The sequence below is a fragment of the Vibrio amylolyticus genome (genome assembly GCF_023145695.1).
Taxonomy (GTDB): Bacteria; Pseudomonadota; Gammaproteobacteria; order Enterobacterales; family Vibrionaceae; genus Vibrio; species Vibrio amylolyticus.
The window spans coordinates 114,149-138,430 of record NZ_JAJHVV010000012.1; the positions used below are offsets into that span (position 1 = coordinate 114,149).

General features: G+C 42.9%; 18 protein-coding genes. 7 read left to right on the top strand and 11 right to left on the bottom strand.

All coding sequences use genetic code 11. The features are described 5' to 3' along the window. Positions 1–9: 9 nt before the first annotated feature. The 11 genes from KP803_RS17930 to KP803_RS17980 form a co-directional block, all read right to left on the bottom strand. Positions 10–942, bottom strand: a complete 933-nt coding sequence (locus KP803_RS17930) for a type VI secretion system baseplate subunit TssG (RefSeq protein WP_248010235.1) — start codon at positions 940–942, stop codon at positions 10–12. Further along, positions 933–2,684, bottom strand: a complete 1,752-nt coding sequence (tssF, locus tag KP803_RS17935) for a type VI secretion system baseplate subunit TssF (protein WP_248010236.1) — start codon at positions 2,682–2,684, stop codon at positions 933–935. The genes KP803_RS17930 and tssF overlap by 10 nt, the downstream gene beginning before the upstream one ends. After that, complete coding sequence (tssE, locus tag KP803_RS17940) at positions 2,677–3,099, bottom strand: type VI secretion system baseplate subunit TssE (protein ID WP_248010237.1); 423 nt, start codon at positions 3,097–3,099, stop codon at positions 2,677–2,679. Before tssE ends, tssF begins: the two co-directional genes overlap by 8 nt. Continuing rightward, entirely contained in the window at positions 3,099–4,493 is a 1,395-nt protein-coding gene (locus KP803_RS17945) for a type VI secretion system contractile sheath domain-containing protein (protein ID WP_248010238.1), read from the bottom strand. The genes tssE and KP803_RS17945 overlap by 1 nt, the downstream gene beginning before the upstream one ends. Positions 4,494–4,532: 39 nt before the next feature. Continuing rightward, a complete protein-coding gene (tssC, locus tag KP803_RS17950; RefSeq protein ID WP_248010239.1) occupies positions 4,533–6,011 on the bottom strand; it encodes a type VI secretion system contractile sheath large subunit in 1,479 nt (492 codons plus the stop codon). Next, on the bottom strand, positions 6,011–6,514 hold the full coding sequence (gene tssB / locus KP803_RS17955; RefSeq protein WP_248010240.1) for a type VI secretion system contractile sheath small subunit: 504 nt from the start codon (positions 6,512–6,514) through the stop codon (positions 6,011–6,013). Before tssB ends, tssC begins: the two co-directional genes overlap by 1 nt. Before the next feature lie 16 nt (positions 6,515–6,530). After that, a complete protein-coding gene (locus KP803_RS17960; protein ID WP_248010241.1) occupies positions 6,531–7,052 on the bottom strand; it encodes a type VI secretion system tube protein Hcp in 522 nt (173 codons plus the stop codon). A gap of 31 nt (positions 7,053–7,083) precedes the next feature. Then, positions 7,084–8,502, bottom strand: coding sequence for a type VI secretion system protein TssA (locus tag KP803_RS17965; RefSeq protein ID WP_248010242.1), 1,419 nt, complete (start codon positions 8,500–8,502; stop codon positions 7,084–7,086). A 219-nt stretch (positions 8,503–8,721) separates the two neighbouring features. Then, the gene (locus tag KP803_RS17970) at positions 8,722–9,021 is read right to left on the bottom strand and encodes a PAAR domain-containing protein (protein WP_248010243.1); all 300 of its coding nucleotides are present in this window, start codon (positions 9,019–9,021) and stop codon (positions 8,722–8,724) included. A 2-nt stretch (positions 9,022–9,023) separates the two neighbouring features. Beyond that, a complete protein-coding gene (locus KP803_RS17975) occupies positions 9,024–9,584 on the bottom strand; it encodes a DUF6931 family protein (protein WP_248010244.1) in 561 nt (186 codons plus the stop codon). Next, positions 9,584–11,563, bottom strand: coding sequence for a type VI secretion system Vgr family protein (locus KP803_RS17980; RefSeq protein WP_248010245.1), 1,980 nt, complete (start codon positions 11,561–11,563; stop codon positions 9,584–9,586). Before KP803_RS17980 ends, KP803_RS17975 begins: the two co-directional genes overlap by 1 nt. Before the next feature lie 353 nt (positions 11,564–11,916). Between KP803_RS17980 and KP803_RS17985 the strand changes: the two genes are divergently transcribed. From KP803_RS17985 to KP803_RS18015, 7 genes are all read left to right on the top strand, one after another. Then, positions 11,917–15,096 (top strand): HD domain-containing phosphohydrolase, encoded by a 3,180-nt coding sequence (locus tag KP803_RS17985; protein WP_248010246.1) that lies wholly within the window; start codon positions 11,917–11,919, stop codon positions 15,094–15,096. A gap of 338 nt (positions 15,097–15,434) precedes the next feature. Continuing rightward, the gene (locus tag KP803_RS17990; RefSeq protein WP_248010247.1) at positions 15,435–16,115 is read left to right on the top strand and encodes a GntR family transcriptional regulator; all 681 of its coding nucleotides are present in this window, start codon (positions 15,435–15,437) and stop codon (positions 16,113–16,115) included. Between the two features lie 52 nt (positions 16,116–16,167). Beyond that, complete coding sequence (gene prpB / locus KP803_RS17995; RefSeq protein WP_248010248.1) at positions 16,168–17,064, top strand: methylisocitrate lyase; 897 nt, start codon at positions 16,168–16,170, stop codon at positions 17,062–17,064. Positions 17,065–17,194: 130 nt separating this feature from the next. Further along, positions 17,195–18,382, top strand: a complete 1,188-nt coding sequence (prpC, locus tag KP803_RS18000) for a bifunctional 2-methylcitrate synthase/citrate synthase (protein ID WP_248010249.1) — start codon at positions 17,195–17,197, stop codon at positions 18,380–18,382. Between the two features lie 87 nt (positions 18,383–18,469). Further along, a complete protein-coding gene (gene acnD / locus KP803_RS18005; protein WP_248010250.1) occupies positions 18,470–21,097 on the top strand; it encodes a Fe/S-dependent 2-methylisocitrate dehydratase AcnD in 2,628 nt (875 codons plus the stop codon). A gap of 12 nt (positions 21,098–21,109) precedes the next feature. Beyond that, a complete protein-coding gene (gene prpF, locus KP803_RS18010) occupies positions 21,110–22,288 on the top strand; it encodes a 2-methylaconitate cis-trans isomerase PrpF (protein ID WP_248010251.1) in 1,179 nt (392 codons plus the stop codon). A 30-nt stretch (positions 22,289–22,318) separates the two neighbouring features. Then, positions 22,319–24,244, top strand: a complete 1,926-nt coding sequence (locus tag KP803_RS18015) for a propionyl-CoA synthetase (protein ID WP_248010252.1) — start codon at positions 22,319–22,321, stop codon at positions 24,242–24,244. The last annotated feature ends 38 nt before the right edge of the window (positions 24,245–24,282 follow it).

The following is a 24,282-nucleotide window of genomic DNA, read 5'->3' on the forward strand; positions in this document are numbered from 1 at the left end:
TTTGTCCGATTAACTATTCAGTAAAATATTCACGGTCTCAGCAGGGTAGCGTTCTGGAGCAAGGCAAGTTGCTTCTCCAAGTCGAGCTGAATTTGCAAAATTGCTTGTTAACATTGGTTGAGCTAAAAACGCCCGTTGTACACTTAAATAAATTGAAATTGGTGTGCTGTCACGAAGGTAGTGCTGAGACAGTTCTCGCACTTTTAGTGCCAAATTCGAATCATTGACGGTTTGGCGATATTCATTTTCATTATCCATTAATATAAAAATATCGATTCGACTAAATTGGGCATGGCAAGTCTTACCCAATAAAAATCCTTGTCCAAGTCGACTATTGAAATGCTGTTCAGTACCCAATCGAGTTAAAGAATCAATAGGTAGCTTTTGCCTAACACTTGGCCTCGTTTTTACTTGAAATCGATAGGGGAAAAAATCAGTGAGCATTTTAGCCAATGTTGGTAAATGACGGCTGTTTTGGTTCAATAGTGTACAGTACTGGAAATAGTGATGATGCTTTTTACTAAGATTCGCGAGTTGATATAAAAGTTCAGAACGTTTAACTGATATCTCTTGATCAAGTAGTAGTGATTGTTTCATCGTCACTCGGTAGAGAATTTCGTAGTGACGCTGATTCATAACATCCAAAAAGTCTTTTAGTGCATGATCTTCTCTATGAAGCGCGGCTAACAACTCTTCGTACAGATAGTTAGGTATGACACCTTGAACACCCGCTAGCGCAGATTTGGTTAACCTAAGCTTGGCTACGTTGTTTTTTAGCGAAAAGTATTGAATATCACTGGAATCGCCTGCTGGCATTACTTCTGCTTTGAGTTCTAATCGAATTTTGTTGGGTTGATTTAACACAAATTGCGATAATTGACGCATTGCTTGTGCAAATTCCCATTCTTGGGGCTGCTGGCTAAGATCACGAATTAGAGACATAACTGACTCCCATGAACCTTGGCATACCGTTTGATTATTCCATCTCTACCAAAAATACGAATATTGAGCTGAATGTAACGGTCAAAGCTACAAAACTGTTGAAAAAATCGATTAAGAACATCACTGAATGCATGAAAAGGAGCGTTAGTGTCGAGTTCAATATCGATCTCTGTCCCTGGTGAAAACGTGTTCTTACCGAGTATACGAATAGCAGAAACTTGTGAGTTGAACGTGACACTCCTGATGGTTTGAATATCGCTATCTGAGATCTGATTACGACAGCATAGTTGTAGCATCTGTTTCAACGATTCATTCGCCTCTTGTGAGTGAAGTAGAGACGAAAAGTTACTGTTAAGCATACCGATGAATTGCCAGTGCAAATTTTGGTCGTACTCTCGTTCAATTGGTGCTGAGGGAGGGTAAATAGGTGAGAATTCACCAGGTAAATCGATACTCTCTTTACACTCCATTACCCCTTCAATGCCACAAGCTAATTTACCATTTGAGCATAATAAACGTGTACCAAATAACTTGTTAAACTCAGGTGCTGAATTGTCTCCTAGCGATACCATTAATTTGTGCTCACCAAACGCATCCCTTGTGACTTGCCAATAATTTTGGTCATCAGTGCTGTTATAGCGATTCTTAAACAGGGGTAACAAAGGTATTTCACCGCTTGACGTAATCTCGTAAATCTCTTTAATGTCGTAAATTTCTGTCGAATCACTAAAGTGTGCGTTTGTATTAACTGGAGCAGTGAGCGTTCGTTGGTCATAGCGAATCGGCTCTCCTGACTCCTCAAAAAGGTTAATCGCAGGTACAACATTGAGTTTAAAAACGGATAGGTTGAAAAGCCTGACGAATTCGGATGGCAATGAGGAAAGAAAAAGATTCACAACAACCTCGGAGGAAGCGTGATTTCCTAAGGTTCGACCAAAGCCTTTTAGTCTGAAAAATTGACGTTTCTCCTTAAAGAAAAAATACTCACTCATTAACTGGTAACCGGAAAACTGATTGCCGTGCTGAGGAAGGAAGGTAAATGAAAGGTCACTAATTCGGTTTTTTAGGCTATTCGCGTCAATACATGTATGTTGTTCGCAAGAAATATCAGAGACTGAGATGGCACGAGTTTGACTAAGAAGCTGCTCTACTAGTGAGTCAGCGTTGTTTTCGAAGCCTTGAACAAAAAAATCGAGGTCCTCAATATCAAGGTGACGAAAGTGGACGTCTGGATCACCCGTTGAAAGCGTGATTTGAATCACCGCAGAAGAGTGTTCTGCAATCTTTGGTCGGTTAAAGTTAAAAGGGGCTCCCAATGCGCTAATGTTGGTAATGCTAAATGGGGTAACCTTTAATTCATCGACAGTTTGAAATTGGCACTCTTGCTCTTCGACGGTTGCAGAGAATTGTGCACCTTTAGGTAACGTCGCACTCTCTATTGGGCCCTCAATATCTTCTAGTTTTATATACGCAATGCTAGGTACTGTTTGTACATAAGATGGAAAAAGAATCCCAAGTAAACCCTCAACAACTTCAGGGAGCTGTTCTGAAAGCTGTTTTTCAACCTTTGCGTTAAGCAGAGCGACACCATCCAATAACCTAGCGATACTCGGGTCTTCTATCTTCCCTTGATGAATATTAAGGTTTTCAGCATGACGAGGGTGTTTATCACCAAATTGACCCAATGAACGCTTAACAACGGCGAGTTCTTGCTCAAAGTATCGCAGTAGGGGGTCACTCATAGCTGTCCTCACTTAACGACGTAGATAGGTCATTCAGTGCAATCTTCGAGTCAAATACCAATTCAGTTTCTCCTTGGCTTGTATTCACTTTGGCAATGATATTAAAAGCGATCGCGTTTTCACTGGCTTTACGCTCAACGAGTTCGACAGACACATCGTGTAATCGCGGTTCAAATTGAGATACCCAAGTCTCGATTCTCATCGCTAATTGAGTTTGATCTAGACTTGCACTTAAAAGCTGAATATCTTCTATACCGAAGCGATGGTTCGAGCGGTTAAGCTCAACAAATCGATCATCAATGTAGAGTAGTGAAGCTTCAGATTCTAAAAGTTTCGTTAAGTGGTATTTGATATCTTCTACTTCATTGAAAGTATTCGCATTATTTTGACTAATAAAACTGCTCCATAAACTCATTACGCAACCTCATCTAAATCGGTTGTCAGAACCACTTCACTACTGAAATGATCATATTGGTACTGAGGTACAATTCGTAATGTGCAGCTATAGTGGCCACGGTGAGATTTCGATTCGTTAATCTGAATCTTGGCAAAGCTTAAAGGGTATTTGGCTAATGTTTCTTCGTTAGCAAAAGAGACATTGCTTGAGAATTTTTCGATCCATTGAGTGAGAAAGACTTCACATTCAGCTGCGGTACTAAAGCTTCCTATCATTTCCCTAACTTGTACTTTTAGATAGTGCGCAATTCGGCACGACATGAGAGTGGTCTGGATCTGTGTAAGCACTTTTTCATTGTCACTGTTGCCATATTTCCAGATAGAATTGTTTCCGTTGAAGTAGTACTTATCTGAAAGTGGGCTTTTAGTCAGGGGAACAAAACCTTGTTGAGCATAGAATGATGAAATCTGCCCAAACAGCATGATTTTAGTCGTTGGCGAATTTAGGTAGTGACTAGACGTTGATATATTTGGGGTATTAACAATCGAACCTTGGTAGCGGTCATTCCATCGAGATTTTAAAAAGCCAAACCAATTAACTCGGTGATGTTCTTTGATAATTGTCGAGGCAAAGGCAAAAACAGCATTTCCCCACAGGCCACTTCCTGTTTCGTTAAAGATAAACCCAGCTTTTAGATTCTGGTATCGTTCTCTCATTCGAATGGATGGCATGACAAGAGCCACAAAACGAGAGCAGCTTTTCTTTCTCAGTTGTTGCCAAGCTAAGAAGTCTGGACCCGCAAGTATCTTCTCAATTCGAACAACGTCAGAGAGCCAATCTGCACCCTCGTTAACAAAAAAATGGTTATCTGGAGCAAGAAGAATAGGGCATAGTGTTGTTTCGCCAAGCTTACCAAGAAGCTCTAGAGTAAAGAGATCATCGTAGTCGGCATCAAAATCCATATCCATTTTGATAGGATGTGTAAATAGCAAGGTGCCAAATGGCTGGCCCCCGAGAGTATTTAGCTCTTTGTTTCCAATCAGATTATACAAGTGGCTGCTTTTGGTGCTGTAGGCTTGATTCACGTCGGATGAAATTTCATGCCAGCTCATATCCAACATTCGTATTTTGGTACGTTGGCTATTAACGGGTAGGTGAATAAGCCCTTCCAAGCCAAGCCAGTTACTGTGGAGCTCTTCAAACTCGTCTGCGTGTAAAATATGGTTAAGTTGGTTAGACAACTGTTGGTCGATATTAGCAATCAATCGACTAAGCTTACCGACTAGGCTCGAGGCGCTAGATACTATATTTGGGTCGAGTTCAGATAGTAAAGACAACGCTTTTTTCATAAAGGCGTTGTCTTTATCATCTAGTTGATTAAAGGTTTCTTGCCAATCTGTATTTAACTGCATACAAATAAGTGGCCGAATTACTCCGGCCACATCCTTCGGTTAACCAGGGATCTTAGCAACCATACGAACAGAGGTTGTCAGCTCTTCTAGCTGTAACCAAGGGCGTAAGTGTGCAACCGCTGAATACGAACCTGGTCGACCAGGCTGTTCAACAACTTCAATACGAGACTCACATAGAGGTGTTTTTCCACGTTGCTCATTACCAATGGCACCTGAATTGGTATATTGATCGATCCACAATTGAAGTTCCCTTTGAATATCAGGAGCTTCAAGATTAGAACCTAATTTGTCACGACCCATGATTTTCAAGTAGTGGGCGATACGACTACTTGCCATGATATACGGCAAACGTGCAGAAATCGCGGCATTGGCAGTGGCATCAGGGTCGGTAAACGTTTTAGGTTTTTGAGTCGTTTGACCACCGATAAATACGCCATAGTTGGAGTTTTTGTAGTGAACGAGTGGCAAGAAGCCTAAGTCGCTGAGCTCTTTTTCTCGTTCATCAGTTAGATTTACTTCAGTAGGACATTGTTGAAGAATGTCACCGGCTTCAGATTTGTAGGTTAGGTTCGGAAGGTCTTCTACTTTACCTCCATTATCTAAACCACGAATTGAAGTACACCAACCTGTTGCTGTATACGCTTGAGTCATTTTAAGGCCCAAATCGTAAGCGGCATTAGACCAAACTAGCTGATCATTACCAGCTGGTTTAGGGTTGCCATCCATGTCTGTATCAAGTTCTTCATACTCAAATACATTAGTACCTAACCCTTTTCCACCGTAAGGCAGTCTGGCTAACGTTCTTGGTAGGGTTAAAGTAACGTATCGAGCATCATCACTTTCTCTAAATGAATTCCATGCAGCATAAGCAGGGGAGTCAAAACCTGCCGCAACCGGTTTACCTTCGTTGAATGTTGTGAAGTCATTAAATTCGAACATCTCAGCATTTGCAGAAGCGACAAAAGGTGCGTGACAAGCAGCCGCCACTTCGCCCATATATCTAAGTAGAGCAACGTCTTCATCTTTCGCACTGAATTCGTAGTCACCAATGAACGCTCCGTATGGCTCGCCACCAGCAGTACCGTATTCACCTTGGTACACCGCATTGAAGAGAGGGCTTCGATCGATTGCTGGCGCATCTTCAAACTGCTCAAGAAGCTCTTCTTGTGTGAAATCAACCATTTTAATCTTCAGATCTCTACCAAGCTCGCTTTCTTTAACCAGTTTTTGCACTCCGCGCCATGATCCTTCCAGTTTTTGAAAGTCATCTTTTTGCATAACGGCAGAGAGCTGCTTTGACAATTTCTTATCAATTTCACAAATGGCATTTTCAATGGTCTTTGTGACGTTTTTATCCCATGTAACCGTGCCTGATAGCGCTTGTTCTGCAAGAACAGAGAAAAGCTCTTTGGTCGTGTCAGCAGGTGTTTGAGTCGTTGCTTCAATGGCTCTGTCTAAAAAGCTCAGTGAGCCTTCCGCAGCTTCGGGTTGCGCTTGATTCTCAGTTTCTGTACTCATTATTCTGCTCCCTCGCTGTCAATACCAAGCTCACCAGACAAAGCGTTGATGGTGTCAGCACTTTGAAGAACCTCTTTAAGAAGTTTTTCTAAATCACGAGAGCGGTCTGCTTTAGATAATAGAACCTTGAGTTGGTTACGCGTTTCGACGAGCTTTTTCAGAGGTTCAACTTGATCAATAATGGCTTCAGGTTCGAAGTCTTTCATTGATGAAAATTTCAGATCTGCTGAAAATTCGCTATCGTCATCAGCTAAGACATTCTCAACTTTTAATGAAAGCTCTGGACCGACGCGTTTCATTACGTTGTCGAAATTATCTTTATCAACATTATAAAATTCACGATCTTCTACATCAGATTTATCTTGTTTATGACCAGAGTAGTCTCCAATCACACCGACAACAAAAGGAAGTTCTTTTGTTTCTACTGCGCCGTTAGTTTCCACATCGTAAGTAATACTTACACGGTTTTTACTGACGCGTTTATGTTGGGAATTTAATGCCACGATAGCGCTCCTTTAATTAGCTAGCAGTAGAGGTGACTTTAGCTTGAGTAGCATCAAAGCCAACTTCAGGGCCTTTATCAATCTTGCCGCCTTCGCCTTCAATGTAGTAAGCCTTTGATATTTGTGTGTAAGTTAAGCTAAATGATTCGTTTGGAAGTGAACCGTCAGTCGCAGACATATTGTAGCTAGACATACGAGCTGCACTTAAAGTGACGATTAGGTAAGGATCGGCACCTGAACCTTCACGATTAGGTTTCGTCATAATGACTTCAATTGTTTTTCCTTCGCCACCCGGTGCATATAGAAATGTTGTTAGGAATGGACTTGCACCATCACAAACGCGGTTAATATTAATTTCGCCTAATGCAACCATACCTTTGTCTGCATTGTTCGCATTACCAACGTCGATACCGACGCCACGAACAGCACTCCAAGAAAGGCTATCGATCGCAAAGAAGCCATCTTTGCCACCTATCTTGTCGACGGTTGCAGCGCCTTTAGGGTTTGTGCCATCGATTCTCATGAAAATTGAAGCCATTGTTTTCTCCTTTGCGTTATCGCATTTTTAGTTACCACTCGAAGCTAGTGACGGCGCCACTATCTTGAGAAGGTTGTTGTCCAGTTTCTGTCCGTGTTGCTGTAGTAGCCGTATCACTGACGTTAAAATTGTCGCTTGGATCATTGCTACTTAGCGAAGAACCAGACGAGGTAAGAGCGGTATTTGTTGATGAGGATGATTTTTTTGCTAAATCGGTTTGAGATAAGTTATCCATACCCGTTAGCTGATTTATCTGTTGTAGCATTTGAGTATCTTTACCTACCATTTCTTCTAGAAGCTCGGGCAAACTTAAGTAACCCCAACGAATTGCGCGCTCCAACAAAAATGAGATTGGGCTATGTGGTTCGGCTTGTTTAAAATAGTCCGAGATTTTACGTAACTCATGAAAAGCTTGATCGCGATTAGTAACGGCACCCTGAGCGGATATTATCGAAGCTGAGTTATTCTCTATCGAAATAGGAGCAGGGGCATCCGTGGTTGGCGCTGATTGCTGGAGAGTTGAATTGATAGAATTGTTTTCTTCAGATATGCCAATTGAAGGTTCTATTCTGTTTTCTACGCGGCTTGATACTGTCTCTTGAGAGTGGGCCTGAACGACAGGCGCTGCTGCAATTGCAAAATGGTCATCTAATGGCCAAGCAGAAAATGTATCACTGACTAAGAATTTAATGGCGTTAATAAAATCAGCAATATTGGCTTTTATGAATTTAAATGAAATAGGGGTTACCCCCAACTCTTTGCAGTGCGCTGCGATCACATCCTCAGATTGAGATAAGTTTTGATAAGCATTCGATAATGCGTTTAGTGTTTCTTGCACGTTACTGTTGAATTGAGATGAAGCCGATTGTTTGACTTCCGCTAGCGAGCCACTGCGTTCTGCCGTTAAATAATCAAAGAAACTGATTTCGCCAACAAGGGGAAGTAACTGGAGAGGCATGAATACTGCTGTTGAGTCGGGGCTTTCACCAACAAGTTGAAGTAAGGGCTTTAATCTAAATTCAGCAAGCTCTTTATCACCTTCTGGCCCTTCCGCAGCTTTGCGTTTACCTTCAGGAAGCATAGGGTTTAGCTCACCCCAGTGCCTTTCAAGTAAGCCATGCATAGCCTCAATCGCTGATGCAAAGTTATTGAAGGGGTCACGGGAAAAAAGCTGGCTCGCAATATACCAACCAAGTATTTCTAGATCTTTGGTTTGTTGTTCGAGTGCGTCTTGAGTGACCGTTCTTAACGTTTCCCAATTCGTATCATTAGTTTCCAGCAACTCCTGGTTACTTGACGCTTCAGGGGTTTCAATCAGCTGTCGAAAAGAGGACTGCGCTGTGTTGTAAGCGTTCCTCAATCCTCGATAAGCACTTCTGTCCAATTTTAGATATGTACCACATGGCTTGTCGTCTGATATTGGTGTTAACAAGCTATTCACATCAACCATATGCATTCCATTGCTATTTGGGGTTGTAATTAAGTAAGGTACTTCTACCGCACTGTTGGTTTTTTGTTAATAAATATAACAGTTTATTAATGAGTCTAAGTCTAGGTATAAATTATTTAATCTGCTATATAAATTATACTTTTAATCAAAAACTAGAGCTTCATCTAAGAAATCAAAGAGAAAACACGTAGAAAATTCATTACCAAGGGGAGTGAACCATCAACCACCGATAAGGACGGTTGGCATTCCTAAAACGATTGTACCGCCATGTGCGGTTGTATCCCCCATTCGAGCAGCGGGTTTATTCATGATTAAGACTGTTGCACTGCCTTTAATTATCGAATCCGGTGGACCAACACAGACACACATATCACCTAGTGTTGCTGCTGGCATATTCCCAATGAGTACAGTGGGTACACCCGGACCAGTTATTGGCCCGCCAATATGAGGAATGGGAGGGACAGCGGGTGTTTGCATTGGACAAACGTGCATATCCGTCAATCTGGCCGCTAATGTCATAGTTAGGTGCCCCCTTTTGCTATGTTTGTTGCTGTTTCTATTGCGTAGTGATAGTAGCGGTGAGTATGTTCCCACTCTGGTAGGGCGGCAGCATGGTTAATTGAGCCAGCCACTGCTTTTGAATAGAGCAGAGCATCAGGCATAACCTGTGGTAAATCTGGGGCTACAATACTGCCTGAACCATTCCAAAATACCGCTTGAGCAAGCCATGATGGTCCACAGTTTACATTAAGGCGGGTGGCGAATAATTCGGCTTTCCGGCGTAGTTCTTCAGAAGGTGTTTGAGCCCATGATTTTGCCGTTTCAATGCACTGAATCTGAGTTGGGTTCCAATCTTCTTTTCGCTGTTCTAAACAAAGGGCAGCCCACCAAATAGCTTCTCGAACTGGAAGAGCGTGTGCAAAGAACTGGCACAGATCAAAATATTGTTCATTAGCGTTGAGTATCTCAATGGATTCATTGATGCTGCTATCTTCGGTGATAAGAGAGAGTGTCTCTTCCGATGGTTTGAAGCGCCCAATTACTTGCATACCAACTTGGTAGGGGATTTTCTTATAACTCATTAATTCACCTTCACGATTGCGCCTTTTAGCTCGCCCATCACACCACCATCAAACGTTGCTTTAAGCCCAGATTTAAACTCAGCGCTCAGTTGACCTTCCGCACTAAGCGTTGTGTCCGCTTTTATTGCTACGCTAAGGCCTTTGATTGAGTTAGAACTGGTTGCTTCAAGTGCGGTTGTTACCCCTGAAATTTTGTTTGCAGATGTTGCTTTGCTTGTCACGTTGACACCTTCAAGAGTAAGACCACTGCTCGCTTTAATATCGATGTTTGTTGCTTCAATTGAGATAGCAGATGACGACATTGATATTTTGCTCGAGCCAACGACGAGATCGAGTGAATCGCTTCCCTCTAACTTGATGGATTTACCTTTTTCCGACAGTGCTTTAGTGACTTCTAGTGTGTAATTGTCTTCTGTTGAAATGGTCATTTTTTTCGTAACCGATTGAGAAAGTTCACCCTTTATTGTCTCGGTTTGATTTTCTTCAACGTCGTGAGTTAAGTCTTTCGCTGCATGAAGATAGATAAGCTCATTATCTTTTTTATCATCAAAATAGAGCTCATTCGCAAGCCCATCAAGTTTGGTGCTTATTCCAGACTTCGTGGTATTTTCTTCTTTGTAAGGAGGGCTGTTCTTACTGTTGTAGACACTCCCCGTGATAATAGGCTGGTCGGGGTCGCCATCAATAAATGAGACTAAGACTTCATGGCCAACTCGCGGGACAAATTGGCTTCCATAGCCAGAGCCCGCCAGCATTTGTGCGACCCGTACGTAGCAACTGGTTTTATCACCACTTGTTTCGGTGTCCCAGTGAAATTGAATTCGGACTCTACCTTGATCATCCTGATTGATTTCTCCAGCTGTCGAACCCGCAACAATGGCACTTTGAAGCCCAAGTATTTTCTTCTTACTCATGGGCGTTGGATAGTGGGGGGTGTCTTTAGCAATTAGCGTGAGATCGGATGACACTTGCTCTTTTGAATAAGACCTTGTTTGGGAAATAACAGAGTACTCGCCAAGCAATGACTTATCTAAATGACTATTGAGCGTAAACCAAGTTCCGACTTCGAAGTTATCATGATGTGCTATTGCTTCAACGGTGGAAAAGTTCTGCTCAAGTTGTTCGATACGCCTTTTCGCAAGGTTACTCGCAAGGTCGGTTTTATCACCCAAAATACCAAGAGGAGGGTAGTGACGTGATGTAAGTTTCGTGTTGTTGGCGATCGTGTGGCTAGATTTCGTTGCTTTACTCGTCACCAACTTAGACTGGCTGTCATCATAGGCTGATAGCTCAATACTGGCACCGTGGAATTGGGAGGTTGGCTGCCATGTTCTAATTAAGGGATTGCTTCCCGTAGGTGTTTCAGCCATATCAAATTTGCTGATGCTTGCCTGTTCAAACGGTGTTTGTGCATCCTGCATGTTTAACGTATGCCCAGAGCTTGAATAAGTGAAAAAGTAATGGAGCCCTTCTTCTGCTAATAGGCGAGTGACAAAATCAAAATCAGATTCGTCATACTGTAAACAGTACTCTCTTTTCGTGCTTGGAAGGCTTCCAAACTTGCTATCACCACTAAATCCAGCCTGCGTAAAAACGTCCGAGACAATGTCTTTGGTTGATTGATTTTGGTAAACACGAAAATGATGAGTGTGTTTGAGTAACCAAAACCATGGTCGCAGAATAATTCGATAAGAGGAGTACTGAAGTTTATCGTCCATACCAATGTGTTGAATATGGGTAATAACACCGTTAACGGTGCTAGATAGCTTTAAACTTCCGGACTGATTAAGGTAATGATTAACCGAGAGTTGTTGACCTAATTGGTTCTCAACTGAAAAAGATTTAGAGACTAACGTTATTGATATTTTAAAAGGCTCCGAAAGGCCTTCCTCAATAAGGCTGTCCGTAACGACATGATCTTGTCCTTTATAGTCGACAGCAGAGATTGAACTTGCTGACGCACTGAATTGTTCAGCCATGATCACTCCTTAATCTTAAGGCCAATAGTTACCAGTATATTCTCTAATGAACATCCTTGTAATAGTATTGTTAATGATTCATTAAATTCATAACCTTTGCAAGTAGAGACTGGTAGGAGAACTAACGTTCTTGGAACAGGTTGCAATTAATCAATACTATTGTGGTTGTTAATTATTCGATCTGTTTGTAAATCAAACGATGTGTCAATTTTTAATTTTATTATTCGAGTGGATCGATTTGTTTTGATGATATTAAGTAACAACCTAGTAGGGTGAAAGTGCTATGCTGCTAGTTGAATAACCATTAAGGAAGTATGGTTTGAGCAGTAGGTTAGTAAGTAATGGAGTGGAATATGGTAAATAAAACAAAACGTCGAGCTAAGAAATATTCAATTCGTTTTACTGTTGGGAGTATGTTTGTACTTGCAACCATCTTAACGTCTATTTGTGCCATTTCTATTCAATATCACTTTTCTAGACAGATGTCAGAAGAGCTGGTGTTAACAAAGTTGTCCATGACCTCTTCCAAAGTGAGTGAACATATTGAAAAGGTAGATTCAAGTGCATCAAATGTCGCTAGGCTCCTTAAAAACATCTCCCTCGTTACTGAGTATCAATTTAGTGAGCATGAAGTTACCACCATCTTTACTCAAGCTTTAAAAGATAATCCGATGTTCTACAGCATCTACTGGGGGAATAGTCAGGACGATTTCTTCCAGATTATTAATTTAAACTCCTCTCCAATTGTGAGAGAAAAAATAAACGCAGGTGAGCAAGACCGTTGGGTAGTCATACGAATAGAAGGCCCCAAAAATAATCGAGTAAGGAAGACGTTTTATTACACTAAAGAATTTGAAAGAACGAATTTAATTGTTGAATCGAGTAACTATTACCCAACTCAGCGGCCTTGGTATCATGAGGCTAATAGCCAAAACGTATTTAAAACTGAACCGTATCTTTTCCAGCATCTGAAAATAGCAGGACAAACGTACGCAGTGAAAACCCATACCGCGGTGATTGGCATTGATATTGTTCTGTCTTCAGTCAGTGAGTTGATTTCCCCGACCGCTTTAGGGCTAGGAGAGTTTAAAAATGTGGAGTCATTTTTATTCAATCAGCAGGGTGAAATTATAGCGACGAGTTTGAAGAGAAGTGAAGAGGTGGAAGTACCACCATCAAATCCCTTGAAACTGGATGCCAACAAACAGCAGATGCTAAAGAATGCTCGTTCACTATTGGTTTCAAACCAAAATGACTGGGGACCTTTAGACTACTCGTCTGCAGGACAGCCCAAGGGGTACGCTGTTGATCTAATGAAACTGATTAGTGATATGACGGGTCTTCGATTTGAATTCGTTAATGGGTTTGATTGGTATGAACTGCAGGATATGTATCACCTAGGTGATATTGATATTTTACAGTCGGTATCGATGACTGATCGAGACGATGAGATTATTAGTAAATCATTATTCAACGTTCCATTAGGTTTCGCCACGACTGTAGATATTCAATCAGTTGACCCATTACGAGCTGGCCCCATTGCGTTAATTAGAGGCCGTTCCACTGACAAATTGATAGGCCAAACTGAGTCCTCTTTTTTTCGTTATGCCAATAGTCTAGATGAAGCAATGACATGGCTCTCTAAGGGTAAAGTTGCAACGGTTGTCGATACATTGCCCGTGTTACAAAAATACAAAGCAGAACATTACCTTAAGGAGCTCACACTATCTGAATTTGGTAAACCGATTAAGGCTGACTATCACTTGAGCATGAAAAACAAAGATCGTTTTCTATCACAGGTCGTTGATATTGCGATTGATAATGTTTCGGATGAGCAGTGGAAAGCTTTGAATGCCAAATGGTTACAAGATCTCAGTAAAAGTGATTCATTCGTCCCTTACGCAAGAGTCGTGGAGCTTGCTAATCAAGGTGCGCTACTCGGTCAAATGTCAAAACAGATCATCGATGGAACGACGCGATACCTTTATATAACAAGGATGGATACGACCAATACCGAGTCTGAATATTTTGCAGTTGTCGTTCCAGAACAGGTTATTTATGCCCAAGTAATACCCAAAGTGCTCGTCACTATTGGTTTTAGTGTTCTGGTTTTACTTGGCTTACTGCCGCTAGCGTGGGTATTTGGTAATCCGATTGTTTCCCCCGTCAGGTTGCTAATCAAAGAGAACCACAAAGTATCCAAACGAAAGTTTGACGAGGTTCATCATGTTAAATCTCGAATAAAAGAGGTATCTGACCTATCTGATTCAATGGTGGATATGGTTGAAGAGATAAAGAATCATCAGCGCGCTCAAGAGGAGTTTGTCGAAGCTTTTATTCGCTTAATCGCACAAGCAATCGATGAAAAGTCTCCTTATACGGCGGGCCATTGTAACCGCGTCCCTAAAATTGGGATGTTACTCGCTTCAGCGGCTGAACAAGCGGATTATGGCAAGTTTAAAGACTTCAAATTTGAAAATGAACACGAAAGGAAGGAGTTTCAAATTGCAGCGTGGCTGCATGACTGCGGAAAAATAACCACGCCTGAACATATCGTTGATAAAGGCAGCAAGCTTGAAGCGAACTACAATCGAATTCACGAAATTAGAACACGTTTTGAAGTGCTATGGCGTGATGCGGAGATAGATTATTTGAAGCAACGGTATATTGAAAAGCTACCAGAGGAACAAGCGCAAGAAGTATTAACCTCAACACAAGCACAGCTTCAAGAAGAATTTAGATTCATAGCGGAATCAAATGTGGGCAGTGAGTTTATGAGCGCTGATTGTATTGAGCGCATTAAAGAGATTGGATCTAAAGAATGGCTACGACACTTCGATAATACATTGGGGCTGTCTCCGTTTGAGGAGCTTGCCTTGGAAGCTCAGTCGTCGGTCACCCCAAAGAGTGAACCATTACTTCAAGATAGGCCAGAGCATATTATTAAGCGGATCCGTCCACTAAAATTTGAACCAGAACTTGGAATCAATATTGATGTTCCAAAACACTTATACAATTTGGGTGAAGTTTATAACCTCTCAGTGACCCGTGGCACTTTGACTACAGAAGATAGATTCAAAATTAACGAGCATATGACCAGTGGAATCAAAATGTTGAATAATCTTCCATTCCCACCTGAGTTAAGCCGAGTTCCTCGTTATGCGTCGACTCACCATGAAACTCTCAAGGGAACGGGTTATCCGAGAAAACTGACAGGAGAGCAACTGTCAATTCCTGAGCGCATTTTAGCGATTGCTGATGTTTATGAAGCATTGACTGCTGCAGATAGACCTTACAAAAAAGCCAAACCAGTCAGTGTAGCCATAGACATTATGCATAAGATGGCGCTTGATGATCATCTTGATATCGATATATTTAGGCTATTTTTGGAAAGTGGTGTTTATATTCAATATGCGAAAGAGCACCTGCCTGCGTCTCAAATAGATATGGTGGATATTACTAAGTATCGCCCAGTAAGTGAAAGCGTCAGTGATACGAAGGTAACTCAAGATAAGCCCTTAGAAATGGCGTAATCGTTCCTGAGTTAATATTGTAAGTAAAAGGCCATAAGGGTTATTCACTCTTATGGCCTTTTTTATCTCATTTTATAAAGTGTTAACAGGAATAAGTAGGCAGCGAAATAACGCATCTCCCTTCAATTAAATAGAATAGCATCTAACCTTATGATTTCATTGGCTATATAAGGCCTGCCTGTTTTTTTGTTACACACTCAACCTTAATTTAAACCTAAGACATTAGTCTAAATTGTCGACAATTAACTTGATTGTCGACACTTTTTTAGTCTATTTTATAGTCAGAAATTAATATTGTTGACACTTTAAGTCGCAAGCCATTGAGAATGATATTGCTTATGGACGTATTGAATAAAGAAAAAGAGATGACGAAGTCAGAGAACCTGACCGAGTATTTAATTGAAGCCATTGTAGGGGGAGACATTCTTCCCGGAAGTAAGATCTCTGAGCCTGAACTAGCGAAGCGCTTTGAAGTAAGTCGAGGCCCACTACGTGAGGCAATCATGCGTGTTGAAGGGTTAGGGCTCATTGAGCGAATCCCCCATGTCGGTGCGCGAGTCATCACTTTTTCGGAAGACAAACTATTAGAGCTTTATGAAGTACGTGAGTCCCTAGAGGGAATGGCAGCGCGTTTAGCCGCAAGGCATATAACTGAAGATGAGATCGTGCAACTTGAAGGTGTTCTCGCCACTCACTCCAAGCATATTCGTGAGGTTGATGGTGCATCCTACTTTCATCAACATGGTGACTTTGACTTCCATTATCGCATCATTAAGGCGAGCCGAAATAGTAAATTAATCTCACTCTTGTGCGATGAGCTTTATCACTTGCTTCGTATGTATCGTTATCAATCACCAAGATCACAATCACGCCCAAATGAAGCATTAGAAGAGCATAAGTACATTCTACAAGCGATACGTAATCGAGATGAAGAACTCGCAGAGATGTTGATGAGAAGACACATATCAGGGAGCAGAATGCTAATTGAAAAACAGATTTCATCACCAGTCGTTAAATAACAAATAAACCATAAAGCGAAATAAAACAGTGTTATGAAGAGGGAGTGTAATCATGAAACAATCACCGGGGGCGAAGTTCAGACTTGCCGTAGAGAAAAATGATCCGTTACAGATAGTCGGAACCGTCAACCCTTACTGCGCAATGATGGCGAAAAACTTGGGGCATCAAGCTATCTACCTTTCTGGTGGTGGAATAGCGAATGCTTCATACGGACTGCCTGACCTTGGAATCACAACGCTTAATGATGTGTTAGTGGATGTTGAACGTGTCACTAATGCTTGCGACTTACCACTGCTAGTCGATATTGATACCGGGTTTGGTGGGGCATTCAATATTTCTCGAACCATTAAAGCAATGGAAAAAGCAGGGGCAGCAGCGGTACATATGGAAGACCAAGTTGCTCAGAAGCGCTGTGGTCATCGTCCAAACAAGGCGATAGTAAGCCAACAAGAAATGGTGGACCGAATCAAAGCGGCAACGGATGCACGTGACGAGAGTGAATTTGTCATTATGGCTCGAACGGATGCATTGGCCGTTGAGGGCATTGATAGCGCTATCGAGAGAGCTATTGCTTGCGTTGAAGCGGGTGCCGATATGATTTTCCCTGAAGCGATGAACAAACTGGATCAGTACGTACAGTTCTCAGGCGCTTTAAAATCAGCCACTGGGAAACATGTTCCAATTCTTGCCAACATCACCGAGTTTGGTCAAACACCACTCTATAACTGTCAAGAGTTAGCGAAGTCGAGTGTTGATATGGTGTTGTATCCACTAAGTGCTTTTAGAGCAATGAACAAAGCGGCAGAGATGGTGTACAAGCATTTACTCACTGAAGGAAATCAAGAAGTACTGATTGACTCAATGCAGACGAGAAAAGAGCTATATGAACATTTAAATTATCATGACTATGAAAACAAACTTGATCAACTGTTCTCTAACAAAGAGTAAACCAGTTTCTCTTCATAGTTAAACAGTCTCTGGTTAAGAGTAAACTAACCTAATCCAATAATGTGAAATTGTTAGCTCATCAGAACGTGCCAAAGAGCACTTGTGAACTAACAAAGAAAAGGAGTTCATTATGTCTTCTACTGCTTCTGTCGATAAACAAGCATCAGATGCCCAAAAAAAATCAGTCGCTAAAAAGCTAGCGATAGGGGGGGCGGGTCTTCGTGGCCAAAGCGCAGGTACAACCTCCTTATGTACCGTTGGGGTATCAGGGACGGGGCTGACGTATCGTGGTTACGATATCACCGATCTCGCTAACAATGCCCAGTTTGAAGAGGTGGCACACTTACTACTTCGCGGCCATTTACCGAATCAAAAAGAGCTTGATGATTACAAGAATCTACTTACAGGTTTAAGAGGACTACCAGAAGCGCTTAAGGAGGCGTTAGAGTTGATTCCTGCTGACGCACATCCAATGGATGTGATGCGAACGGGTTGCTCGGTTCTGGGGAACTTAGAACAGGAAAGTGATTTCAGTGAGCAACAAGCAGCCACTGAGCGCATGTTGGCATTGTTTCCCGCCATTATCTGTTATTGGTATCGATACAGCCATGAAGGTGTGAAAATTGAAACCAAGGATGAGAGTGAAGATTGCATAGGCGGATACTTTCTTAAGATGCTAACAGGTAAATCACCCACAGAACTGCATAAAAAAGTGATGCACTGTTCACTCATCTTATATGCAGAGCATGAATTTAACGCATCGACATTTGCTGGCCGAGTTTGTGCGTCGACATTATCGGATATTCACTCTTGCATTACCGCGGCTATTGGTACTTTACGCGGTCCACTGCATGGCGGAGCGAACGAAGCGGCAATGGATATGATTAAGGATTGGAAAAGCGCAGATGAAGCTGAAGAGAAAATCATGCAAATGTTGGGCAATAAAGACAAAATTATGGGCTTTGGCCACGCCGTGTATCGAGAGAGCGATCCTCGAAATGCACTGATCAAACGCTGGTCTAAAGAGTTGTCACACGCGGTTGGAGATACACGTCTTTATCCTGTTTCAGAGCGTGTAGAAAGCGTAATGAAAAGAGAAAAGGGGTTATTTTGTAACGCCGACTTCTTCCATGCCTCTGCTTATCACTTTATGGATATTCCAACAAAGCTGTTTACACCAATATTCGTAATGAGTCGTTTAACGGGTTGGGCTGCCCATGTGTACGAGCAGAGAGTGAACAACCGAATTATTCGTCCTAGCGCTGACTATGATGGTCCAGAGCATCAAGAATGGTTACCAATTAACGAGCGCAATTAGCCTGATTTATGGCGTTAATTGAAGTCAGTCCTATGGAGCTTGTGTAGCTCTATTAGGATGATATATAGCGATTAATGGACGGACGTAATGAACGACTTAAATACAGAAAAACTAGCGATAAATCGGCAGTATCGTAAGCCACTTCCGGAAACAGACCTAGACTATTTTGACGCGCGAGAAGCGGTTGATTCAATCTCAGAAGGTGCGTATAAAACGCTGCCTTATACTTCAAGAATTCTTGCTGAGCAACTCGTAAGGCGTTGTGACCCTGAGCAACTCACAAAGAGTTTGTATCAGCTGATCGAGAGAAAATCCGATTTGGATTTCCCATGGTATCCAGCAAGGGTAGTTTGCCATGACATACTAGGGCAAACCGCTTTAGTGGATCTCGCAGGCTTGAGAGATGCGATTGCCGACCAAGGAGGCGATCCATCGAACGTTAATCCAGTTGTGGAAACACAGCTTATTGTTGACCACTCACTTGCGGTGGAACATGCGGGGTTTGATGCAGAGGCATTTAACAAAAATAGAGCAATAGAAGAACGACGCAATGAAGATCGCTTTCACTTTATAGAGTGGTGTAAAAGCGCATTTAAAAATGTCAGTGTGATTCCTGCCGGTAACGGCATCATGCATCAAATTAATCTCGAGAAGATGTCTCCTGTCATCCAAGCGAAAGGCGGCATTGCCTACCCAGATACTTGTGTTGGTACTGACAGTCATACTCCTCATGTCGATGCTTTAGGCGTTCTCGCCATTGGTGTTGGGGGATTAGAAGCAGAAACGGTAATGCTTGGGCGACCTTCGATGATGCGGCTTCCAGATATTGTTGGGGTGAAGCTCGTGGGCAAGCGTAATCCTGGTATTACCGCCACAGACATCGTTCTCGCGATTACTCAGTTTTTAAGAGCTGAACGTGTTGTCTCTTGTTACCTCGAGTTTTTTGGTGAAGGAGTAAAAGACCTAACCATCGGTGACCGTGCAACAATATCGAATATGACGCCAGAATACGGTGCCACGGCAGGGATGTTTTATATCGATGAACAAACCATTAAGTATTTGAAATTAACAGGCAGAGAACCAGAGCAAGTCGCGTTAGTTGAAAAATACGCAAAACATTGTGGTTTGTGGGCCGATGATCTAAGTGACGCGCAATATGAAAGAGTGTTGGCGTTTGACCTACCAAGTGTCCAGAGGAATATGGCGGGGCCGTCGAATCCACATCGCCTTCTACCCACATCAGAATTGACTCAACGGGGTATTGCCGGAAAAAGGCAGGATCAGGACACGCTGCAAGAGTGCAGTGACGGAATGCCTGATGGCGCTGTTATCATCGCAGCGATCACCTCTTGTACTAATACCAGTAATCCAAGAAACCTTGTCGCCGCAGGACTCGTCGCGAAAAAAGCCAATGAATTAGGTTTGACTAGAAAGCCTTGGGTGAAAACATCCTTCGCACCGGGTTCAAAAGTAGCGAAGCTCTACCTAGAAGAGGCGGGGTTATTAGCGGAAATGGAGTCATTAGGCTTTGGTATTGTGGGCTACGCCTGTACCACTTGCAATGGGATGAGTGGCGCACTGGAGCCTTCAATTCAACAAGAAATTATCGAGCGTGATCTCTACACTACGGCTGTTCTTTCTGGGAATCGAAACTTTGACGGTCGAATTCACCCTTATGCCAAACAGGCGTTTTTAGCATCCCCGCCTTTGATCGTCGCGTATGCATTAGCAGGAACGATAAGATTTGATATAGAGAAAGACAGATTAGGAATTGATGATAGAGGTAATCCAATTTACCTCAATGATTTATGGCCGAGTGATGAGCAGATTGATGAGGTGGTTAATCGTCATGTGAAGCCTGAGCAGTTTAAGCAAATTTATATACAAATGTTCAAGCTTGAAGAACAACAAACGAGCATTTCTCCATTGTACGACTGGCGACCAAAGAGTACTTACATTCGTCGCCCTCCATACTGGGAAGGTGCGTTAGCGGGTGAAAGAACGCTTAAAGCGATGAGGCCATTGGCCATACTGGGTGACAACATCACAACAGATCATTTATCTCCTTCAAATGCCATTCTAGCTTCAAGCGCTGCGGGTGAGTACCTAGCGAAAATGGACGTCCCTGAAGAGGATTTCAACTCTTATGCAACACATCGAGGTGATCACTTAACGGCGCAGAGAGCGACATTTGCGAACCCCAAACTGTTTAACGAAATGGTTAAGGAAGGTGGGGAGGTTGTGCAAGGCTCGCTCGCTCGAATCGAACCAGAGGGTAAGGTGAGTCGAATGTGGGAAGCGATTGAAACCTACATGGAAAGACAACAGCCTTTAATCGTGGTTGCTGGGGCAGACTATGGGCAAGGTTCATCAAGAGATTGGGCGGCTAAAGGCGTTCGTCTGGCAGGCGTTGAAGTGATTGTTGCCGAAGGGTTTGAGCGAATACATCGAACTAACCTTGTGGGGATGGGGGTATTACCGTTGGAGTTTAAGCCAGAGGAGAACCGCAACACCTTCAAATTGGATGGTACAGAACTTTATGACGTAATTGGAAATGTTCAAGCTGGTTCAGATTTAACGCTGGTTGTTACTCGCAGTAATGGTGAGAAGTTAGAGATTGTTGTGACGTGCCGATTGGATACCGAAGATGAAGTAAGAGTGTATCAAGCCGGGGGTGTTTTACAGCGCTTTGCTAAAGACTTTTTATCTAAATAAGGGAGTGATGATATGTGTTTAAAACAGATCAAAATCCCAGCAACGTATATGCGTGGGGGTACGAGTAAAGGTGTGTTTTTTAACCTTGAAGACCTTCCTCAAGAGGCTCAAGTTGCGGGGAAGACGAGAGATGAACTGTTACTAAGAATCATTGGCAGCCCTGACCCTTATGGTAAACAGACTGATGGTATGGGGGGCGCTACATCGAGCACCAGTAAAACAGTGATTGTCTCGAAAAGCGCTAGCATGGATCACGATGTTGATTACTTATTCGGCCAGATCTCTATTGATTCACCTTTTGTCGATTGGAGTGGTAATTGTGGCAATCTGTCAGCAGCTGTAGGGCCGTTTGCAATTCACTCTGGGCTTGTCGATGAATCTCGCATTCCGCTTGATGGTGTGGTCGCGGTTCGTGTATGGCAAGCCAATATTAGTAAGACGATTATTGTGCATGTCCCCATACGAAATGGAGAGGTTCAAGAGCTAGGTGATTTTGAACTCGATGGTGTGACATTTCCAGCCGCTGAGATTCAAGTTGATTTTATCGACCCTGCTGATGGTGAAGGGTCGATGTTTCCTACTGGCAATGTCATTGATGAACTGTATGTGCCTGAGCTTGGACAATTGGAAGTAACGCTTATTAACGCGGGTATTCCAACGATATTTGTCGAAGCTAGCGCGATTGGTTATCAAGGAATCGAACTACAAGAAGAGATCAATGGTGACGAAAAAGCGCTTTCTATGTTCGAGTCTATTCGAGCTTATGGCGCAGTAAAAATGGGCTTAATTGAACATATCGATGAGGCCGCTTCTCGCCAGCATACACCGAAAGTTGCCTTTGTGTCTGAGCCTAAGCGTTACGTAAGTTCTAGTGGCAAAGTAATATCTACGAACGATGCGGATGTCGTGGTTAGAGCGCTTTCCATGGGCAAGCTCCATCATGCGATGATGGGTACGGCTGCCGTTGCTATTGCCTCTGCGGCATGTGTGCACGGTACGTTGGTCAATAGAGCAGCAGGAGGGGAGCACCGAGAGTCTGTCACTTTTGGTCATCCATCAGGGATCTTAAAAGTAGGGGCGAAAGCAAGTAACAGTGAGCAAGGCTGGGTAGTAGAGAGGGCGACAATGAGTCGTAGCGCCCGTGTATTAATGGAAGGATCCGTCCGTGTTCCTTTCGATGTTTCGAAATAACGAAAATTTAATTCATGGAGGAAGTGCGCTATGACGTCACAAACAATAGAGCAAGGCTTAATCAATGCAACCTCTGCATATGAAAAAGAGTATGGCCTAGCTAAAAATGATCCAACGTTATTTTGGGGTGAGCAAGCTGAAAAGGTTGATTGGTTTGAGCCTCCTAAAACTATTCTACAAAATGATGAACACGGTATTGAACGCTGGTTTCCTGATGGGGTCTTGAACACTTGCTGGCTTGCTCTAGATCATCATTGCGAAAATGGAAGAGGTGATCAAACCGCACTCATTTATGACTCTCCCGTTACCGAAACTAAACGAAGCTACAGCTACGAAGAGCTTTGTGAACAAGTGTCAAAAGTAGCAGGAATGTTAGCTGAACGCGGAGTGGCTAAGGGTGACCGTGTGGTTATTTACATGCCAATGATTCCCGAAGCGGCGATGGCGATGTTGGCTTGTGCACGCATAGGGGCGATACACTCAGTTGTATTTGGTGGATTCGCGCCAAGTGAGCTTGCAGTGCGTATTGAAGATGCAGAGCCCAAAGCGATCATCACCGCGTCGTGTGGCATTGAAATTAACAAAATTCTGCCTTATAAACCGTTGGTGGATAAAGCCATAATGGACAGTCGTTGGAAGCCCGAGACGGTGGTGGTGGTCCAAAGAGAGCAGTGCATTGCTGAATTAAACCCAGATCGAGATATTGATTGGCATACACATATAGCGAAAGCACAACCGCACGCATGTGTGCCCGTCTTGTCTACTGACCCTTTATACATACTTTATACCTCAGGTACGACAGGAAAACCAAAAGGTGTTGTTCGTGATAACGGGGGTCATGCCGTTGCCATGAAATATTCAATGGGTGCGATTTATGACATGCCTCAAGATGGTGTATTTTGGGCGGCTTCAGACGTTGGTTGGGTGGTTGGACATTCATACATCGTTTATGGCCCGTTGATCCATGGATGTACGAGCATATTGTATGAAGGAAAGCCTGTTAGAACACCAGACTCCGGGGCTTTTTGGCGAGTTTGTGAAGAGTACAAAGTGGATGTGCTTTTTTCCGCTCCAACCGCATTTAGGGCGATAAAAAAAGAGGACTCTGATGCACAACTCTTGGCACAGTATGATTTATCAAACCTAAAAACGATCTATATGGCGGGGGAGCGATTAGATCCACCGACATTAGATTGGGTCACGTCAAAAACGGACAAGCCCGTTATCGATCATTGGTGGCAAACCGAAACAGGGTGGGCGATAGCGAGTAATCCATTAGGTATTGAAAAGATGGCAGTGAAAGCAGGGTCGTCTACAAAGCCAGTCCCCGGCTACCAAGTGGAAGTACTCAATGAAATCGGTGATACGTTACCACCTAATCAACAAGGATTTGTGGCGCTTAAGAGGCCGTTACCTCCTGGTTGCTTACCGACTGTCTGGCGAAATCATGATAGATTTGAATCTGGTTACCTTAGCCAGTGCCCTGGTTATTATGTATCAGGAGATGGCGGTTACTTAGATGATGACGGATATCTGTTCATTATGGGGCGGATTGATGATGTGATTAACGTTGCAGGGCATCGTTTATCAACAGGGGAGATGGAAGAGATTGTGGGTGGGCACCCTGCCGTTGCTGAGTGTGCCGTTGTTGGCATTCATGATGACCTAAAAGGTCAACTGCCGCTTGGGTTAGTGGTATTAAAAGATGGTGCAAAAGTCAGTGATGGTGAATTGAAAGATGAGCTAGTTGGCAAGGTGAGGAATGAAATTGGCGCTGTTGCTTGCTTTAAACAGGCGTTAGTTGTAGATCGTTTACCTAAAACGCGATCAGGAAAAATACTTCGTCGAGTGATAAGGCAAATTGCTGATGGAGAGCAATACACCGTACCATCAACCATTGATGACCCCGGTAGTTTGCAAGAGATAGAGCAAGCGTTGACGGAGTCTGAATCTTAGCGCTTGTCGTGGCTCAATGTGTAATGAACTCAAACTAA

Excerpts from the sequence above, each read along its gene's own strand:
- KP803_RS17975 (WP_248010244.1), bottom strand. The coding sequence starts at position 9,584 with ATGAGTTATAAGAAAATCCCCTACCAAGTTGGTATGCAAGTAATTGGG.
- prpB (WP_248010248.1), top strand. The coding sequence starts at position 16,168 with ATGAAACAATCACCGGGGGCGAAGTTCAGACTTGCCGTAGAGAAAAAT.
- KP803_RS18015 (WP_248010252.1), top strand. The coding sequence starts at position 22,319 with ATGACGTCACAAACAATAGAGCAAGGCTTAATCAATGCAACCTCTGCA.
- KP803_RS17945 (WP_248010238.1), bottom strand. The coding sequence starts at position 4,493 with ATGCAGTTAAATACAGATTGGCAAGAAACCTTTAATCAACTAGATGAT.
- prpF (WP_248010251.1), top strand. The coding sequence starts at position 21,110 with ATGTGTTTAAAACAGATCAAAATCCCAGCAACGTATATGCGTGGGGGT.
- tssE (WP_248010237.1), bottom strand. The coding sequence starts at position 3,099 with ATGAGTTTATGGAGCAGTTTTATTAGTCAAAATAATGCGAATACTTTC.
- acnD (WP_248010250.1), top strand. The coding sequence starts at position 18,470 with ATGAACGACTTAAATACAGAAAAACTAGCGATAAATCGGCAGTATCGT.
- KP803_RS17930 (WP_248010235.1), bottom strand. The coding sequence starts at position 942 with ATGTCTCTAATTCGTGATCTTAGCCAGCAGCCCCAAGAATGGGAATTT.
- KP803_RS17960 (WP_248010241.1), bottom strand. The coding sequence starts at position 7,052 with ATGGCTTCAATTTTCATGAGAATCGATGGCACAAACCCTAAAGGCGCT.
- KP803_RS17980 (WP_248010245.1), bottom strand. The coding sequence starts at position 11,563 with ATGGCTGAACAATTCAGTGCGTCAGCAAGTTCAATCTCTGCTGTCGAC.
- KP803_RS17985 (WP_248010246.1), top strand. The coding sequence starts at position 11,917 with ATGGTAAATAAAACAAAACGTCGAGCTAAGAAATATTCAATTCGTTTT.
- KP803_RS17990 (WP_248010247.1), top strand. The coding sequence starts at position 15,435 with ATGGACGTATTGAATAAAGAAAAAGAGATGACGAAGTCAGAGAACCTG.
- tssC (WP_248010239.1), bottom strand. The coding sequence starts at position 6,011 with ATGAGTACAGAAACTGAGAATCAAGCGCAACCCGAAGCTGCGGAAGGC.
- prpC (WP_248010249.1), top strand. The coding sequence starts at position 17,195 with ATGTCTTCTACTGCTTCTGTCGATAAACAAGCATCAGATGCCCAAAAA.
- KP803_RS17970 (WP_248010243.1), bottom strand. The coding sequence starts at position 9,021 with ATGACATTAGCGGCCAGATTGACGGATATGCACGTTTGTCCAATGCAA.
- tssF (WP_248010236.1), bottom strand. The coding sequence starts at position 2,684 with ATGAGTGACCCCCTACTGCGATACTTTGAGCAAGAACTCGCCGTTGTT.
- KP803_RS17965 (WP_248010242.1), bottom strand. The coding sequence starts at position 8,502 with ATGGTTGATGTGAATAGCTTGTTAACACCAATATCAGACGACAAGCCA.